Here is a 16,945-nt window from a genome sequence, read left to right as displayed (position 1 = left end):
ATATTATTCTATCTTATCTAAAATACGGTTTAAGTCTTCTTCCGAAAAGAATTCTATTTCTATTTTACCTTTTCTTTTTCCTTTGTTAATCTTTACATTCGTTCCAAAATACTCTTTTAAATGATTTTCTTTTTCCGTAATAAAGATATCCTTCTTTGGCTTTTTCTTTTTCTTCGGTTGCTGATTATTTAGTTCGTTTATTAGTGCCTCCACTTGGCGGACATTCAATCTCTCTGTCGTAATCCGTTTTACTACCGGTTTGATTTTATTTTTATCTTTTAATCCTAATAAAGCTCTTCCATGTCCCATGGAAAGTGCTCCGTGGTTGATTTGGGCCATAACCTCTTCTGGCAAACTGAGGAGTCTTACCAGGTTCGCGATATGTGATCTGCTTTTCCCTAACCGCTTGGCAAGTTGATCCTGTGTTGTACCTAACTCATTAATTAAGCGATCATATGCCGTTGCTTCTTCAATCGGAGTTAAATCTTCACGCTGAATATTTTCTAATAATGCTAACTCCATCATTTGTTCATCTGTTAAATCTTTAATAATAACAGGTATTGTTTCTAAATTTGCTTCTTTAGCTGCTCTAAACCTTCTCTCACCTACGACAATTTCATATCCTCTAATGCTCTTTCTTACTATCAAAGGTTGCAGGATACCATGTTGTAAAACAGATTCTTTTAACTCCTCGATCGCATCCGCTTCGAATACTTTTCGTGGTTGATATGGGTTTGGCCGGCATTTCTTCAGTTCTACCTCTTCAATCTTGTCAGAATCTTTTTCTTCTATTTCTGGAAAAAATGCATCTAACCCCTTACCTAATCCTCTAGCCACCGGCAATCACTTCCTTTGCTAAATCAAGGTAAACCTCTGCTCCTCTTGATTTAGAGTCGTATGATATGATTGGTTGTCCATGACTTGGCGCTTCACCTAAACGAATATTACGTGGTACCACCGTGTTATAGACTTTATCTTGAAAATACTTTTTCACTTCATCTATTACTTGCAGTCCAAGATTCGTTCTTGCATCTAACATGGTTAAAAGAACTCCTTCTATCATCAGTTCTTTATTTAAATGTTTTTGTACTAACCGAATCGTGTTCAATAACTGACTTAATCCTTCTAATGCATAATATTCACATTGAACTGGTATTAAAACAGTATCTGAAGCTGTTAAGGCATTGATTGTTAACAACCCTAGTGAAGGAGGACAATCAATGATAATATAATCATAGTCATCCTTAATACTATCAATAGCCTTCTTCAAACGAACTTCACGTGAAATAGTAGAAACTAATTCTATTTCAGCTCCAGCTAGCTGAATGGTTGCGGGTATTATTTCTAAATTTTCGATATCTGTCTGCAAGCATACTTGTTTCGTTTCAATATCCTCTACTAACACGTCATATATACAATGACTTACATCTGCTTTATTAATCCCTACCCCACTCGTAGAATTACCTTGAGGATCTATATCTACAATTAATATTTTTTTATTCAGATGTGCTAAACATGCACTTAAATTAACAGAAGAAGTCGTTTTGCCGACGCCACCTTTTTGGTTTGCAACGGCTATTACTTTACCCATGGTGTCACCTACCTCTTGCATCTTTTCTCTTATTCTATCACTAATAATCTATTATAAATAAATTTTTTTTAATTTTTAACATTTTTAGTTAAAATGGTCCAATTGATTACCTAACAAATACCTTTTATCTTGCCAAAAAACAACCCATCTTCCTAACTAATAAAGATGGGTCATCATGTAATCATTTTTTCTTAGGAATTTTGATCGTAATCTGATAATAGTCATCATGATCCTGTTCATCTGTCTCTAAATCAATCCCCGTGTCAGATACCATGTCTAATGATTGCCTGATCGTGTTCATAGCAATTCTCATATCTTTGTTAACACCTTTTAGCCGAGGCTTTTTGGCAGGCTTTTTCTTATCAGATAACAGTCGCTCTATTTGGGCCTCTGTTTGTTTAACATTTAAATCTCGTTCAATAATCTGTTGTAATATTTTCAATTGAAGTGCTTCACTCTTTAAAGCGATCAATGCACGAGCATGTCTTTCCGTAATTGTCTTCTGCAAAATAGCTTGTTGCACTGGTTCTGGCAATTTTAATAAGCGCATTTTATTTGCTATTGTCGATTGACTTTTACCTAAACGTTGGGCTAACGCTTCTTGTGTTAATTCATGCATCTCGATCAATTTCTCATATGCGACCGCTTCTTCGATTACTGTCAGTTCCTCACGTTGTAAGTTCTCAATTAATGCTACCGATGCCGTCTCTTTATCTGTCATTTCACGAATAATTGCAGGAACCTTATCCCAATTCAGGCTTTTTGCTGCTCGCCAACGTCTTTCCCCAGCAATTATTTCATATTTATCCTCTTCCTCATCAAGAGACCGGACTACAATCGGCTGAATCATACCATGTGTATGTAGGGTTTGTGCTAATTCTTTAATTTTTTCTTCATTAAATATGGATCTAGGCTGGTAGCGATTTGCTTCAATAGCATCAACATCAATAAAAACTACTTCATCTTGATAGCTTTCCTGGTCCTCTATTAATTCTTCATCCACCTTATCACCTAATCCAAAAATACGACCAAATGGGTGTAACATAATCAACACCACCTTTTTCTGCTTAAACAAAATTCAAATAATATTGTATGAGAGCGAATACTTTTCCCTATTTATCGAGTTAATAAAAGGGAAAACTTGCTTAAAACTAGAATTTAAGCAAGTCATAGAAGCCGTTTTATATCCCAAATGTTTCACGTGGAACATAACTAGTAATCTGTTACTCTTATTTTATCATAAAAAATCAAAAAGCGATAAAAAATATGACTTATTTTTGATAAAAATATCATTTATAAAGGATTTTTATTGGGTACCCCTGGTTTTCTAGGGAATTTCTTTGGTGTTTTACGTTTTTTATCAATAATGACGATATTTCTTTCCCCATTATTTTCTGGTAATGAAAAATGTTCAATGCGTTGTAATTTTCCACCAAGCAGTTCAATTGCATCTTCGGCATCGGAAAGTTCTTCCTCTACATTAGAACCCTTCATCGCAATAAACGTACCATTTGTTCGTAGAAGTGGCAGGCAAAGCTCAGACAAAACAGAAGTCCTCGCTACAGCACGAGCCATCACGACATCAAATTTATGTCTGAACTTCTCGTTTCTTCCAAACAATTCAGCACGATCATGATAAAAACTCACACCTTCAAGTTCTAGTTCTGAAGCTAAATGATTTAAAAATGTAATCCTTTTCTTTAATGAATCGACAATGGTAACATCGATTTGCGGAAAAAGTATTTTAAGTGGAATACTGGGAAAACCCGCTCCAGCACCCACATCACATAAATGAAATGCATTGGTGAAATCAAAATAAAATGCAGCTGTAATCGAATCATAAAAGTGTTTGACGTAGACTTCTTCTTGATCTGTGATCGCTGTTAAATTCATTTTTTCGTTCCACTCCACCAATGTGTGGAAATATTTCTCAAATTGCTGTAATTGCTTTTCCGTGATCTCAATTCCTTCTTTTTTTAGATGTTCTTGAAAAGACGAAAGATTCATCATGCCACTCCTCTATTCGTTCGATACTTTAGCTACATTCCCTTGTTCAATATACACTAAAAGAATGGAAATATCAGCTGGATTAACACCTGATATCCTTGATGCTTGCGCTACAGATAACGGACGAACTTGCTTCAATTTTTCTCTTGCTTCAGTAGCAATACCACTAATTGCATCATAATCAATATCATCTGGGATTAGTTTATTTTCCATTTTTTTTATGCGCTCGACTTGTTGGTTTGACTTTGCGATATAACCTTGATATTTAATTTGAATTTCGACTTGTTCTTTTACATCAGCCGCTAATTCTTTTTCAGCTGGTGCTACTTGTTCAATCACGTCATATGTTACTTCAGGTCTTTTCATTAAATCATAAGCAAGAATGCCATCTTTTAACCTAGTACCACCTACAGACTCCATCAACTGTTGCAATTCTTCTGTTGGTTTTAACCGAATACTGCTTAATCGTTCTTTCTCTTCTTCAATTAAGCGTTTCTTCTCTTCAAAACTTGCAAATCGCTCGTCTGAAATCAAGCCCATTTGATGACCTATCTCAGTTAAACGTAAATCCGCGTTATCGTGACGTAATAATAAACGATATTCTGCTCGTGACGTTAACAGACGGTATGGTTCATTGGTCCCTTTTGTTACAAGGTCATCAATTAATACACCAATATACGCCTGAGATCTATCTAAAATTAAGGGATCTTTATCCAATGCTTTAGCTGCTGCGTTAATTCCAGCCATTAAACCTTGACCTGCAGCTTCTTCATACCCAGATGTACCATTAATTTGACCCGCCGTGAACAAACCTTCTACATCTTTCACTTCAAGTGTCGGCCATAATTGTGTTGGCACGACAGAATCGTATTCAATTGCATAACCAGCACGCATAATGTCCGCTTCTTCTAATCCTGGAATACTGTGTAAAATTTCGCGTTGTACGTATTCAGGTAATGAGGTAGATAAACCTTGGACATACACTTCATCGGTATGGCGACCTTCTGGCTCCAAGAAAATTTGATGACGTGGTTTATCATGGAATCTAACAATTTTATCCTCAATAGATGGACAATAACGCGGTCCTGTTCCTTTGATCATACCGGAATACATCGCAGATAACCCTAGATTTTCATTAATAATCTCATGTGTTTTTTCATTTGTATAGGTTAACCAGCATGGAATTTGATCCAATATTTCCTCCGTTGTTTCATAGGAAAAATGTTGTGGATGGTCATCCCCTGGCTGAATTTCTGTTTTATCGTAATTAATCGAATGATTATTAACTCTTGGTGGTGTACCTGTTTTAAAACGAACAAGATCAAAACCTATTTCTTCCAAGTTTTCCGCTAATTTTACACTTGCTCGTTGGTTATTTGGTCCACTTTCATAGGAAATATCGCCAATGATGACACGACCACGCATAAACGTACCTGTTGTAATAATTACAGTTTCAGCACGATATAATGCTTTCGTCTCTGTGATAACCCCTTTTACTTGATCATCTTCGACAACTAATTTTTCTACCATTCCTTGACGAAGTGTTAAATTTGGTTCTTGTTCTAATGTCTTCTTCATTTCTTGAATATATAAAGGTTTATCTGCTTGTGCACGTAATGCCCGAACAGCAGGTCCTTTACCTGTATTAAGCATTCTCATTTGAATGTATGTTTTATCGATTACCTTACCCATTAATCCGCCCAATGCATCAATTTCACGAACGACGATACCTTTGGCAGGTCCACCGATTGATGGATTACACGGCATAAATGCGATCATATCTAAGTTCAATGTTAATATTAATGTTTTCGCTCCACGTTTGGCAGCAGCATAAGCAGCCTCTACCCCTGCATGGCCTGCTCCGATGACGATCACATCATAATGACCAGCTTCATAAGTTGACATCGCTGATCCTCCTTTTTATTAGTATTTATTTCCCTAAACAGAACTGTGAAAACAGTTGATCAATCAGACTATCCTGCATCGTATCTCCTACAATCTCACCCAATAATTCCCAAGCTCTTGTCACGTCAATTTGTACCAGGTCAATTGGCATATCTGCATCCATCGCATCCATTGCATCTTCCAGAGCCTTTAAAGTTTGCTGCAATAATTGAATATGACGTACATTCGAAACATACGTTAAATCGCCACTTTCCAAATCTCCCGCAAAAAAAGTGTCTGCAATTGCTTCTTCTAAATCATCCATGCCTTTCTCTTCAATTAATGCAGTCGTTATCACTTTTTGATCACCGGCTAATTGTCTTACTTCCTCCAGGTCTAACTTTTGATCCAAGTCTGTCTTATTGACGATCACGATATATTCTAACCCTTCTATCGCTTTAAAAAGGTTACGGTCTTCTTCTGTTAATTGCTCACCATAGTTCAACACTAACAAAATTAAGTCCGACTCCTTTAAGGCTTGACGGGAACGTTCCACCCCGATCCGCTCAACAATATCCTCCGTTTCACGAATTCCCGCTGTGTCAACTAATCGTAACGGTATACCGCGAACATTGACATATTCCTCAATCACATCTCTGGTTGTTCCTGGAATATCTGTTACAATTGCTTTCGTTTCCTGAACAAATGCATTAAGCAAAGAGGATTTTCCTACGTTTGGACGACCTATAATCGCTGTTGCAATACCTTCCCGTAAGATTTTTCCCTGTTTCGCCATACTTAATAACCGTTCTACTTCCTGATATACTTCTTCTGTTTGTTTTCGTAACATTTGATGAGACATTTCTTCAACATCATCATACTCTGGATAATCGATATTTACTTCTACATGTGCTACCGTTTCAATTAACTTTTGCCGTAATTGATGAACAAGTTTCGATAATTTCCCATCTAATTGCTTCAATGCAATATTCATTGCCTTATCTGTTTTGGCACGAATCAAATCCATCACAGCTTCTGCTTGTGATAAATCAATACGTCCATTAAGAAATGCCCGTTTGGTAAACTCTCCTGGTTCAGCTAAACGTGCACCGTGTAACAGAACATGTTCTAATAATCGATTAACAGATGCCAGTCCACCATGGCAATTAATCTCTACTACATCCTCTTTAGTAAATGTTTTAGGAGCACGCATAACCGTAACCATTACTTCTTCCATCATTTCATTCGTTTCGGTGTCGATCATTTTTCCGTAATGAATCGTATGAGATTCTACTTTTTCAAGGTCTTTTCCTTCAAATAATCTATTGCTTATGGCAATTGCTTCTTCACCACTCAATCGAACAATTGCGATCGCTCCTTCTCCGATCGGTGTCGAAATCGCTGCTATTGTATCTTTGTCCACTTCTTCACCCCCATTATTCTCATTTTTCTATATATTAATTGACTATCCATTTTATTTAGTGTCACTAACTTATTAGAATAGCACAAAACTATATCACTTGAAAAGATATCCACACTCGGATTTTAAATTAATCATCGCTATATATTATCCACATGTGTATAACTTTTTATGAAATCAATTATTCACAAGCACAAAAACAGAATCAACTTCTCCATTAATTCGACGTAGATATAAACTGTGAACTTGTGAAAATTGGTCTTGGTGTAGCTTCCTTCCAATCTGATTTTTAGTGAGTGCTTACATACGCTCCGGCAAGATACTACGCTTTGCGAAATGTTCTGATTAGTAAAAGATTTAATCCATGAGAGTGAATCGCTATGGACTTCCACTTTCAAATGATTGATCAGTTCCCTTAGCGTAGGCAGAATACGGAGACTCCTGTGGGACAGCACGAGCTGAAGATCCACTTGGTAAAGTGGTTTTCTTTACCAAGTTAGCTGAAGCCGTGCCCACGAAAAGCGCAGTATTCTGCCGAAGCGGTTTGCCAGCATTCTCCGAGGAAGTGGGAGAAAACAAATCCATGTCCACTGACTTAGCAGTTTATGGACTCTACTCCGTTGTATTTTCTTTCGGTCATAAAAAACGAGCAATCGCGTTGATTACTCGTTTCCATGAGAAGCTATTTATTTCGGTTTAATTACTACGTAGCGGTTCGGTTCGGTTCCTTGTGAATCTGTTTCAACGTCTTTTCTTTTTTGTAATGCTGTATGAATTACTTTTCGTTCAAACGAAGGCATTGGTTCGATTTTCACATCTCTCTTTGTCTGACTAGCACGGTCAGCCAACCTCTCCGCCAATGAAATCAACGTTTCTTGTCTTCTTTCACGATATCCTTCAGCATCAACAACTACCGTATAATATTTATCAGCATATTGATGCATCGCCAATTGTGCAAGATACTGAATTGCATTTAATGTTTGACCTCGTTTTCCAATTAATAACGCAATCTTTTCTCCAGTCAATTGCAATGTAACAACATTTTGTTCTACTTCTGCTTTAACATTTACGTCGACTTGAAACTCAGCAATAATCTTCTTTACATATGTCTGAATTTTTTCAACAGGATCTTCTTCTGTTTCGACTTCCTTCTCAGGAACTTCTTCTGGCTCTTGAGCTTTGGCGACTTTCACAATCGCAGGTTTTGATCCGAATAAACCTAGTAACCCTTTTTTCCCTTCATCAATTACTTCAATTTTAGCTTGGTCCTCTGTGATGTTTAACTGCCTTAACGCTGATTGAACCGCTTCATCTACAGTTTGCCCAGTAGCAGTTATCTGTCTCACTATTTATTTCCTCCTGCATTTGCCTCATTACGTTTCATCATTGGATTTTTAATTAGTAATGTTTGTAATACCATAAAGATATTACCTACTACCCAATAAAGTGCCAATGCTGATGGGAAGAAAATTGCGAACACCCCAATCATAATCGGCATGATATAAAGCATCATTGTCATTTGAGGCATCATTGAATTTTGTTGTGCGGTTGTTCCTGCCATCATTAACTTTTGCTGTAAGAAAGTAAATCCAGCTGTAAGAATTGGTAATATATAGTATGGATCTGGTGAATCCAATTGGAACCATAAAAATACATGATCATCAAGTGCACCTGTACGCATTATCGCATGATAAAATGCAATCAAAATAGGCATCTGAACGATAATTGGCAAACAACCTGCTAACGGATTAACACCATTTTTCTGGAACAACTCCATTGTTTCCTGCTGTAACTTTTGCTGTGTTTGTTGATCTTTAGAACTATACTTTTCTCTAATTTTTTGTAATTCTGGCTGAATTTCTTGCATTGCTTTAGAACTTTTCAGTTGTTTAATGTTGAGCGGGAGTAAAATTAATCTGATTAGCAGCGTGACTAAAACAATAGAAAGACCATAGCCATATTCCGCATTAAAAAATTCTGCAACTTTTACGATTAACCATGATAGAGGATAAACAAAATAACTATTCCATATCCCTTCACTTTCTGCAGTAATTTCTTGATCAATCTCAGTACAACCTGATAGTAATACCAGCACTCCGACTAAGCCCAATAATAATAGGAGCTTCTTACGCATCATTATCCTCCTTAATTCCTTCACTTCACGTTATTTATAGTTTCTCATTTTACCATTACTCACTATCAACAAGCTAGTTATAATGGTATAAAAAAGAATATTAACAAAACGTTCATTTATTTTCTAAAAGTTTTGTTTTATAAAGTAAATGATTGACACTCTTTTTAATTTCATGAAAATCCATTTCTTTCGTTGGTTGTCTAGCAATAATAATTATATCATAATCACTTTTTATATTTGTATCTAATTCAAGAAAAGCTTGTCTAATATAGCGCTTTACTTGATTGCGTACTACAGCATTCCCAATTTTTTTACTTACAGACAACCCAACTCGGTAATGTTGTTGTTGTTCTTTATGTAAATAATAAATGACTAGTTGTCGATTAGCAAAAGAAGCGCCCTTCTTAAAAACCTCTTGAAATTCACTATTCTTTTTAATTCTCCATGCTTTCTTCATTTCTAGCGCGCCTCCATTAAAGAAAACGATACTCATTTTTTAAAAGTTATGCCGTACATGGAAAAAGACCACTGAGTGTATCAGTGGCCTATGCAGACAATACTTTTCTACCCTTCTTACGACGACGAGCAAGAACTTTTCGTCCATTTTTAGTGCTCATACGCGCACGGAATCCATGAACTTTTTTGCGTTTACGGTTATTTGGTTGAAATGTACGTTTCATTTATATGCACCTCCCTGAGGAATCTAATAATCATAATCGATTAGACAGTCTTACTCATTATACTTATAAATTATTTCTGATGTCAATGCCCAGTTCTAAAAAACTTGAACTCCCTCGTTATTTCCTTAATATCTTTACACTACCCATTTTAAATGAAACGGAAATTTATATCAAATTAATATCTAGGCTGTACTATAACAAAACTTTGTTCAAACTGTACTACTACAGCGTTGTGTGGATAAGTTTCATAGAACAAAACGACTTTTTCAATGTTTTGTCGACAAATTACTCACAAAATAAGACTATGTGTAAAGATAATAGTCACAATTTGTCTAAGTTGTGGATAAGTGTAGAGAAAACATTGCATTATTCGGCTTTATTTGATATCATATTTGTGTTTTAGTTTGTGAATAAAATAATTCAAAATGAGTTTTATCCACAGTTTGTGGATATAGTGTGGACAAAAATTCACAGCTTGTATATTAGTTTATACACATTAATGTGGAAAACTTAATTTTTAGGTTTTCCGCTTTTTTATCAGTGTGTATCTATCCACAAGTTATTATGCATGTATACTTCCTATTGTTGCCTTATGAAAGGAGGGTTTTTCGTGGAAAATATCGAAGATTTATGGAGAAATACGTTAGAATTAATTAAGGATAAAGTTAGTAAACCAAGCTATGATACCTGGTTAAAAAATACTTCTGTAGATCAATTAAAAGAAGATACTGTGATTATCTCCGCTCCAAATGAATTTACCAGAGATTGGCTAGAATCTAGATATACAACCATTATCGCAGATGCCTTATATGAATTAACCGGGGCAAAATTAGCTGTGAAATTTGTCATTCCAGAAAGTACAGATGACACAACAGAAGAATTCACACAAATGAAAAAGAAAAAAACAGTACCTATGCAAAGTAATGAAACATCACCTAAATCCATGTTAAATGACAAATACACATTTGAAACATTTGTTATTGGTTCTGGTAACAGGTTTGCTCATGCAGCATCTCTAGCAGTTGCAGAAGCACCGGCAAAGGCTTATAATCCGTTGTTTATTTACGGTGGTGTTGGTCTTGGAAAAACACACTTAATGCATGCGATCGGACATTATGTATTAGATCACAATCCAACCGCAAAAGTAGTCTATCTTTCATCTGAAAAGTTTACGAATGAATTTATCAATTCTATTCGTGATAATAAAGCTGTGAATTTTCGTAATAAATATCGTAATGTTGATGTCTTATTAATTGATGATATTCAGTTCCTAGCTGGAAAAGAACAAACACAAGAAGAATTTTTCCATACATTTAATACGTTACATGAAGAAAATAAACAAATTATTATCTCCAGTGACAGGCCACCGAAGGAAATTCCAACATTAGAAGATCGATTACGTTCTCGTTTTGAATGGGGACTTATTACCGATATTACCCCGCCTGATTTGGAGACAAGAATTGCGATACTTAGAAAAAAAGCGAAAGCAGAAGGTCTAGATATACCTAATGAAGTGATGCTGTATATCGCCAATCAAATTGACACGAATATTAGAGAGCTAGAAGGTGCTTTAATACGAGTAGTTGCTTATTCATCGCTTATCAATCAGGATATCGATGCGTCTTTAGCAGCTGAAGCATTAAAAGATATTATTCCTTCTTCTAGACCAAAAGTAATTACGATACAACATATTCAAGAAGAAGTGGGAAAAAGGTATAACGTAAAACTAGAAGAGTTCTCTGCAAAAAAACGTACGAAGTCCATTGCATTCCCAAGACAAATTGCCATGTATTTATCCAGAGAGCTAACTGATTTTTCACTTCCAAAAATAGGCGAAGAATTTGGTGGAAGAGATCATACAACCGTTATTCACGCACATGAAAAAATCTCCAAGTTAATGGGGACAGATGAATTATTAAGTAAAGAAATTGAAGAAATAAAAGAACAATTAAAATCGATGTAACTTACTATACATGCTAGTAGATAATTGTGGGTATTGTGGATAAGTGAAACAAATATGCAAACAAGTTATTCACATCTGGATAACTTTATTAAAACCGAAAAAATCGAGTTATCCACATAATCACATGCCCTATTACTATTATTACGGTATTATATTAATAATAAATAAATATATTCCTCAAGGAGGATTAGAATGAAAATTGTAATAAACAGAGACAAGTTAATGGAAAGTATTCAACATGTAACAAAAGCTATTTCATCGAAAACGGCCATTCCTATTTTGGCTGGTTTAAAAATTCAAGCGACACATAATGGCATAACACTAACAGGAAGTAACTCCGATATTACAATTGAATCTTTTATTCCAGTTGAAGAAGAAGGTATTCAATATATTGACGAAATTGAGCAAGGAGAAATTATTGTTCATGCGAAATATTTCCCTGAAATTATAAGAAAACTACCTTCTCCAATCGTCCAAATAGAAGTAGATGAACAATTGCAAATCACGATTCAATCTGGTCATGCTGAGTTTCATTTAAATGGACAAGATGCTGAAGAATATCCACAAATATCACAAATTAACACGGAAACCAATTTTGAATTACCGATTAATCTATTAAAAAATATGATTAAACAAACAGTATTTGCGGTATCCACATCTGAAACGCGTCCGATTTTAACAGGGGTTAACATTAAAGTGGAAGGTGAGCAATTGCACTTTGTAGCAACAGATAGTCACCGCTTAGCTGCAAGTAAGTTACCGTTACAAGAAGGAATTGATGAATTTCCTTTTGATCAAGTTGTTATTCCTGGAAAAAGTTTAAATGAACTGAGCAAAATTTTGGATGATACAGAAGATAAAATTCAAATTAGCATTACCGAAAACCAAATCGCATTTCAAACGAATCACTTATACTTTTTATCCCGTTTACTAGATGGAAAATACCCAGAAACATCACGGTTAATTCCAGAAGAAAGTAAAACAGTGATTCATGCAGATACGAAAACACTGCTCCAAGCAGTTGACCGTGCCTCATTACTCGCAAAAGATAATCATAATAATGTCATAAGATTACAAACTAAGGATCAACAAATTGTAGAGATTTCTAGTAATTCCCCCGAAATCGGTAAGGTAGAAGAAGAAATAACCGTAGCTAGTATGGATGGGGAAGAATTAAAGATTTCATTTAGTTCCAAATATATGATTGATGCATTGAAAATAATGGAAACAGAACAAGTCAAAATTGAGTTTACCGGAGCCATGCGGCCATTCATTATCAAACCAATCGATCACGACCAAATATTACAACTTATTTTACCGGTAAGAACATTTTAATTGGTAAGATCGTCCAAGTTAGTTGAAAAAGTATACACGCGTTTCAGTGATAAATGAAACGCGTGTATTTTTTTCTTTAATTGAAAACACTAAATCACAGGTATTATATTCCAGTTTTGTGAATGGTAGTTTAAACAGGTTAGCTTTCATGAAAAAATAATTAGCAGGTTTACTTTTATATTTATCAAATGTTTAGTAAAATAGATAGAAGGGCTATACTAATAACCAATATCTTTCTTGATAACAAAGTAGGTGAAATGATGGAAGAAAACATTGAAATTTCAACAGATTATATCCCTTTAGGACAGTTTTTAAAATTAGCCAATATACTGGAGTCAGGTGGTATGATTAAAGTTTTTTTACAAGAAAATGGTGTCTATGTGAATGACGAATTAGAGACACGTCGTGGTAAAAAACTTTATCCTGGGGATACAGTCTATGTAGAAGATGTTGGTACGTTCGTAGTAACAAAAAGTGCGGAATAAAGGTTAAATTCGGAAGGAAATTCGAATGTATATACAACAATTAAGTTTAAATCATTATCGCAACTATGATCATTTATCTGTTCAGTTCGATGATAAAATAAACGTGATTATTGGAGAAAATGCTCAAGGCAAAACAAACTTAATGGAAGCTATCTATGTATTAGGATTCTCCAAATCACATCGAACGACAAAAGATAAAGAAATAATTCAATGGGAGCAAAATTATGCTAAAATAGAAGGTAGTGTATTTAAAAGAAAGCAGCAGTTCCCACTGGAAATACAAATTACCAATAAAGGTAAAAAAGCTAAATTAAACCATTTAGAACAAAAACGTCTTAGTGATTATATTGGTGCCTTAAACATTGTCATGTTTGCACCTGAGGATTTAAATCTTGTGAAAGGAAGCCCTCAAATTAGAAGACGTTTTATTGACATGGAGATAGGACAAATCCAACCAATCTATATCTATCATCTTGGACAATATGTCAAAATCCTAAAACAACGAAATCATTTATTAAAGCAACTTCAAAAACGTAAATCAAATGATCTTACGATGCTCCGTGTATTGACAGAACAAATGATGGAACATGCTGCCATTATCTTAGAAAAACGCTTTATGTTCATGAAGCGCCTGCGTACCTGGGCAAATGAGATACATCGGGGAATAAGTAGAGGGATTGAAGATCTGGATTTGCAATATGCTCCTACCATTGATGTATCAGAGACAGACGAAAAGGGAAAAATAGGAACAATTCTGAGAGAGTCATTTGAAAGATTAGAAACGAAAGAAGTAGAGCGTGGCACAACCTTAATAGGTCCACACAGGGATGATTTAGTCTTCTATGTTAATAAAAAAAATGTCCAAACATTTGGATCACAGGGCCAACAAAGAACAACTGCGCTATCTTTGAAACTCGCAGAAATAGAACTGATTTATCAGGAAATTAACGATTATCCTATTTTGCTTTTAGATGATGTCTTAAGTGAATTAGATGATTTCAGACAATCCCATTTATTAGATACGATTGAAGGAAAAGTTCAAACCTTTGTCTCTACAACCAGTGTGGATGGTATTCATCATCAGACACTGGAGAAGGCAGAGATTTTTAGAATAGATAATGGAAAAATAATCGAGTAAAAAGTAGGGATATTATGTTTATTCATATTGGAGATGACCATGTCATTCAATCTAAAGATGTGATAGGAATAATTGATTATAGTTTAGTAACTTCCTCCACGATAAACGAGGAGATGCTGGAAGAATTGAAAGAGAATCAACAAGTCGTTGTATCAGAAGAAGATGTAACAAAGGCAGTAGTAATCACTGCTGAGAAAGTATATTATAGCCCACTATCCGTCTTAACTTTAAAGAAAAGAGCCAGTATGATTTCCACGATTAGCAGATTAGAGGATTATTCTGAAAATGGTGTTGAAGAATAAAGATAATCAATGAGAGAGAATGTAGGTGATTGAATTGACAATGGAAGAAAATACGCCACTAGAACAAGCCTATGATGCAGATCAAATACAAGTATTAGAAGGCTTGGAAGCAGTACGAAAAAGACCGGGAATGTACATTGGGTCTACCAATGAAAAAGGACTTCATCATTTAGTTTGGGAGATCGTTGATAACAGTATTGATGAGGCACTGGCGGGTTACTGTGATCATATAGAGGTTTTTATTGAAAAAGATAATAGTATAACAGTAGTCGATAACGGTCGTGGAATCCCTGTAAGTCTGCATGAGAAAACAGGTCGACCTGCTGTAGAAACTATTATGACTGTCCTGCATGCAGGTGGAAAATTTGGCGGCGGTGGTTATAAAGTATCAGGTGGCTTGCACGGTGTAGGGGCTTCAGTTGTAAATGCTTTAGCCACTGAACTAGATGTGCATGTCCACCGTGATGGCAAATTGTATCATATTAGTTTTTCACGCGGTAAACTGAATAAAGAATTAGAAGTAATTGGTGATACTGATATTACAGGAACTAGAACGCGTTTTAAACCAGATCCTGAAATATTTACAGAAACTACTGAATATAACTACGAAACTTTAGCGACAAGATTACGTGAATTAGCTTACTTGAATAAAGGGTTACGAATTTCCATTCAAGATAACCGAGAAGATCGTGAAGCAGAAACCTTTTACTATGAAGGTGGAATCGGATCATATGTAGAACATTTGAACCGTTCGAAAGAAGTGTTACATGAGCCGTTTTATGCAGAAAAGGAAGAAGATAATATTCAAGTAGAAGTAGCATTACAATACAATGATGGATTCGCAAGCAATATCTATTCATTTGCCAATAATATTAGTACCCACGAAGGTGGTACCCACGAATCAGGTTTTAAAACGGGTCTTACTCGTGTTATTAATGATTATGCGCGAAAGAACAACTTATTCAAAGAAAACGATCCGAATTTGACTGGTGATGATGTAAGAGAAGGTTTAACAGCAATTATTTCTGTTAAGCACCCCGATCCACAATTTGAGGGACAAACTAAGACAAAACTAGGTAATAGTGAGGCAAGAACGATTACAGATTCAGCCTTTAGTGAACTATTTTCAAAGTTTTTATTTGAAAATCCTAATACAGCAAGAATTATTGTCGATAAGGGCTTAATGGCGTCAAGAGCTAGAATGGCGGCGAAAAAGGCAAGAGAATTAACAAGACGTAAAGGTGCTTTGGAAGTTTCCAATCTTCCAGGGAAATTAGCCGATTGTTCGTCAAGAGATGCGACGATCAGTGAACTGTATATTGTAGAGGGGGACTCTGCAGGTGGTTCTGCCAAGCAAGGGAGAGATCGCCATTTCCAAGCGATTTTACCATTAAGAGGTAAAATATTAAATGTGGAAAAGGCAAGGTTAGACAGGATTTTATCTAACAATGAGATCCGTTCTATTATAACAGCACTTGGTACCGGAATTGGCGAAGAATTTGATATTTCTAAAGCACGTTACCACAAAATTGTGATTATGACGGATGCTGATGTTGACGGTGCACATATTAGAACCTTATTATTAACGTTTTTCTTTAGATTTATGCGACCGTTAATTGATTATGGTTATGTCTATATTGCACAGCCACCTCTTTATCAAATCAAACAAGGTAAAGCTGTATATTACACTTATTCCGATAAAGAATTAGATCAATTATTAGCAGAATTACCTAAACAGCCAAAACCAGGGTTACAACGTTACAAAGGTTTAGGAGAAATGAATGCAACACAGCTGTGGGAAACAACAATGGACCCTGATGGACGTACATTGTTGCAAGTAAGTTTGGAAGATGCAATGGAAGCTGATCAAATTTTTGACATGCTTATGGGGGATAAAGTAGAGCCACGCCGTAATTTTATTCAGGATAATGCGGTATATGTTAAAAATTTAGATATCTAATCCAGTTTGAACAGAATAGCAATTTTCACGTCTTCCTGCAGTGAAA

General features: G+C 35.4%; 16 protein-coding genes. 6 read left to right on the top strand and 10 right to left on the bottom strand.

Going from position 1 to position 16,945, the window contains the following annotated elements:
- Positions 1–3: 3 nt before the first annotated feature.
- From J5J03_RS05715 to rpmH, 10 genes are all read right to left on the bottom strand, one after another.
- Positions 4–837, bottom strand: coding sequence for a ParB/RepB/Spo0J family partition protein (locus J5J03_RS05715; protein ID WP_208587181.1), 834 nt, complete (start codon positions 835–837; stop codon positions 4–6).
- A complete protein-coding gene (locus tag J5J03_RS05710; protein ID WP_163582185.1) occupies positions 830–1,591 on the bottom strand; it encodes a ParA family protein in 762 nt (253 codons plus the stop codon). Before J5J03_RS05710 ends, J5J03_RS05715 begins: the two co-directional genes overlap by 8 nt.
- A gap of 181 nt (positions 1,592–1,772) precedes the next feature.
- Positions 1,773–2,636 (bottom strand): nucleoid occlusion protein, encoded by an 864-nt coding sequence (noc, locus tag J5J03_RS05705; protein WP_208587179.1) that lies wholly within the window; start codon positions 2,634–2,636, stop codon positions 1,773–1,775.
- A gap of 248 nt (positions 2,637–2,884) precedes the next feature.
- Entirely contained in the window at positions 2,885–3,598 is a 714-nt protein-coding gene (rsmG, locus tag J5J03_RS05700) for a 16S rRNA (guanine(527)-N(7))-methyltransferase RsmG (protein ID WP_208587169.1), read from the bottom strand.
- A gap of 12 nt (positions 3,599–3,610) precedes the next feature.
- Entirely contained in the window at positions 3,611–5,503 is a 1,893-nt protein-coding gene (mnmG, locus tag J5J03_RS05695; RefSeq protein WP_208587167.1) for a tRNA uridine-5-carboxymethylaminomethyl(34) synthesis enzyme MnmG, read from the bottom strand.
- A gap of 25 nt (positions 5,504–5,528) precedes the next feature.
- Positions 5,529–6,905 carry a tRNA uridine-5-carboxymethylaminomethyl(34) synthesis GTPase MnmE gene (gene mnmE / locus J5J03_RS05690; protein WP_208587165.1) on the bottom strand — a complete coding sequence of 459 codons (1,377 nt, stop codon included), beginning with the start codon at positions 6,903–6,905 and terminating at the stop codon, positions 5,529–5,531.
- A 683-nt stretch (positions 6,906–7,588) separates the two neighbouring features.
- Positions 7,589–8,248: an RNA-binding cell elongation regulator Jag/EloR gene (jag, locus tag J5J03_RS05685; RefSeq protein ID WP_208587163.1), complete on the bottom strand. Its 660-nt coding sequence runs from the start codon at positions 8,246–8,248 to the stop codon at positions 7,589–7,591.
- Positions 8,248–9,036 carry a YidC family membrane integrase SpoIIIJ gene (spoIIIJ, locus tag J5J03_RS05680; RefSeq protein WP_208587161.1) on the bottom strand — a complete coding sequence of 263 codons (789 nt, stop codon included), beginning with the start codon at positions 9,034–9,036 and terminating at the stop codon, positions 8,248–8,250. The genes jag and spoIIIJ overlap by 1 nt, the downstream gene beginning before the upstream one ends.
- A 112-nt stretch (positions 9,037–9,148) precedes the next feature.
- Positions 9,149–9,493 (bottom strand): ribonuclease P protein component, encoded by a 345-nt coding sequence (rnpA, locus tag J5J03_RS05675; protein WP_208587159.1) that lies wholly within the window; start codon positions 9,491–9,493, stop codon positions 9,149–9,151.
- Positions 9,494–9,581: 88 nt separating this feature from the next.
- Entirely contained in the window at positions 9,582–9,716 is a 135-nt protein-coding gene (gene rpmH / locus J5J03_RS05670) for a 50S ribosomal protein L34 (protein ID WP_018933824.1), read from the bottom strand.
- A 610-nt stretch (positions 9,717–10,326) separates the two neighbouring features.
- Between rpmH and dnaA the strand changes: the two genes are divergently transcribed.
- The 6 genes from dnaA (at position 10,327) to gyrB (ending at position 16,899) form a co-directional block, all read left to right on the top strand.
- Complete coding sequence (dnaA, locus tag J5J03_RS05665; RefSeq protein WP_208587157.1) at positions 10,327–11,679, top strand: chromosomal replication initiator protein DnaA; 1,353 nt, start codon at positions 10,327–10,329, stop codon at positions 11,677–11,679.
- 192 nt (positions 11,680–11,871) lie between these two features.
- Positions 11,872–13,014 carry a DNA polymerase III subunit beta gene (dnaN, locus tag J5J03_RS05660; RefSeq protein WP_208587148.1) on the top strand — a complete coding sequence of 381 codons (1,143 nt, stop codon included), beginning with the start codon at positions 11,872–11,874 and terminating at the stop codon, positions 13,012–13,014.
- Between the two features lie 260 nt (positions 13,015–13,274).
- Positions 13,275–13,499, top strand: coding sequence for a S4 domain-containing protein YaaA (gene yaaA, locus J5J03_RS05655; protein ID WP_208587140.1), 225 nt, complete (start codon positions 13,275–13,277; stop codon positions 13,497–13,499).
- A gap of 25 nt (positions 13,500–13,524) precedes the next feature.
- Positions 13,525–14,637: a DNA replication/repair protein RecF gene (gene recF, locus J5J03_RS05650; RefSeq protein WP_208587138.1), complete on the top strand. Its 1,113-nt coding sequence runs from the start codon at positions 13,525–13,527 to the stop codon at positions 14,635–14,637.
- 14 nt (positions 14,638–14,651) lie between these two features.
- Positions 14,652–14,939, top strand: coding sequence for an extracellular matrix regulator RemB (gene remB / locus J5J03_RS05645; protein ID WP_208587136.1), 288 nt, complete (start codon positions 14,652–14,654; stop codon positions 14,937–14,939).
- A 40-nt stretch (positions 14,940–14,979) separates the two neighbouring features.
- A complete protein-coding gene (gene gyrB / locus J5J03_RS05640; RefSeq protein ID WP_208587283.1) occupies positions 14,980–16,899 on the top strand; it encodes a DNA topoisomerase (ATP-hydrolyzing) subunit B in 1,920 nt (639 codons plus the stop codon).
- The last annotated feature ends 46 nt before the right edge of the window (positions 16,900–16,945 follow it).

Source organism: Gracilibacillus suaedae, assembly GCF_017599345.1.
Lineage (GTDB): Bacteria > Bacillota > Bacilli > Bacillales > Amphibacillaceae > Gracilibacillus > Gracilibacillus suaedae.
This window is presented reverse-complemented; position numbering and strand designations above follow the sequence as displayed.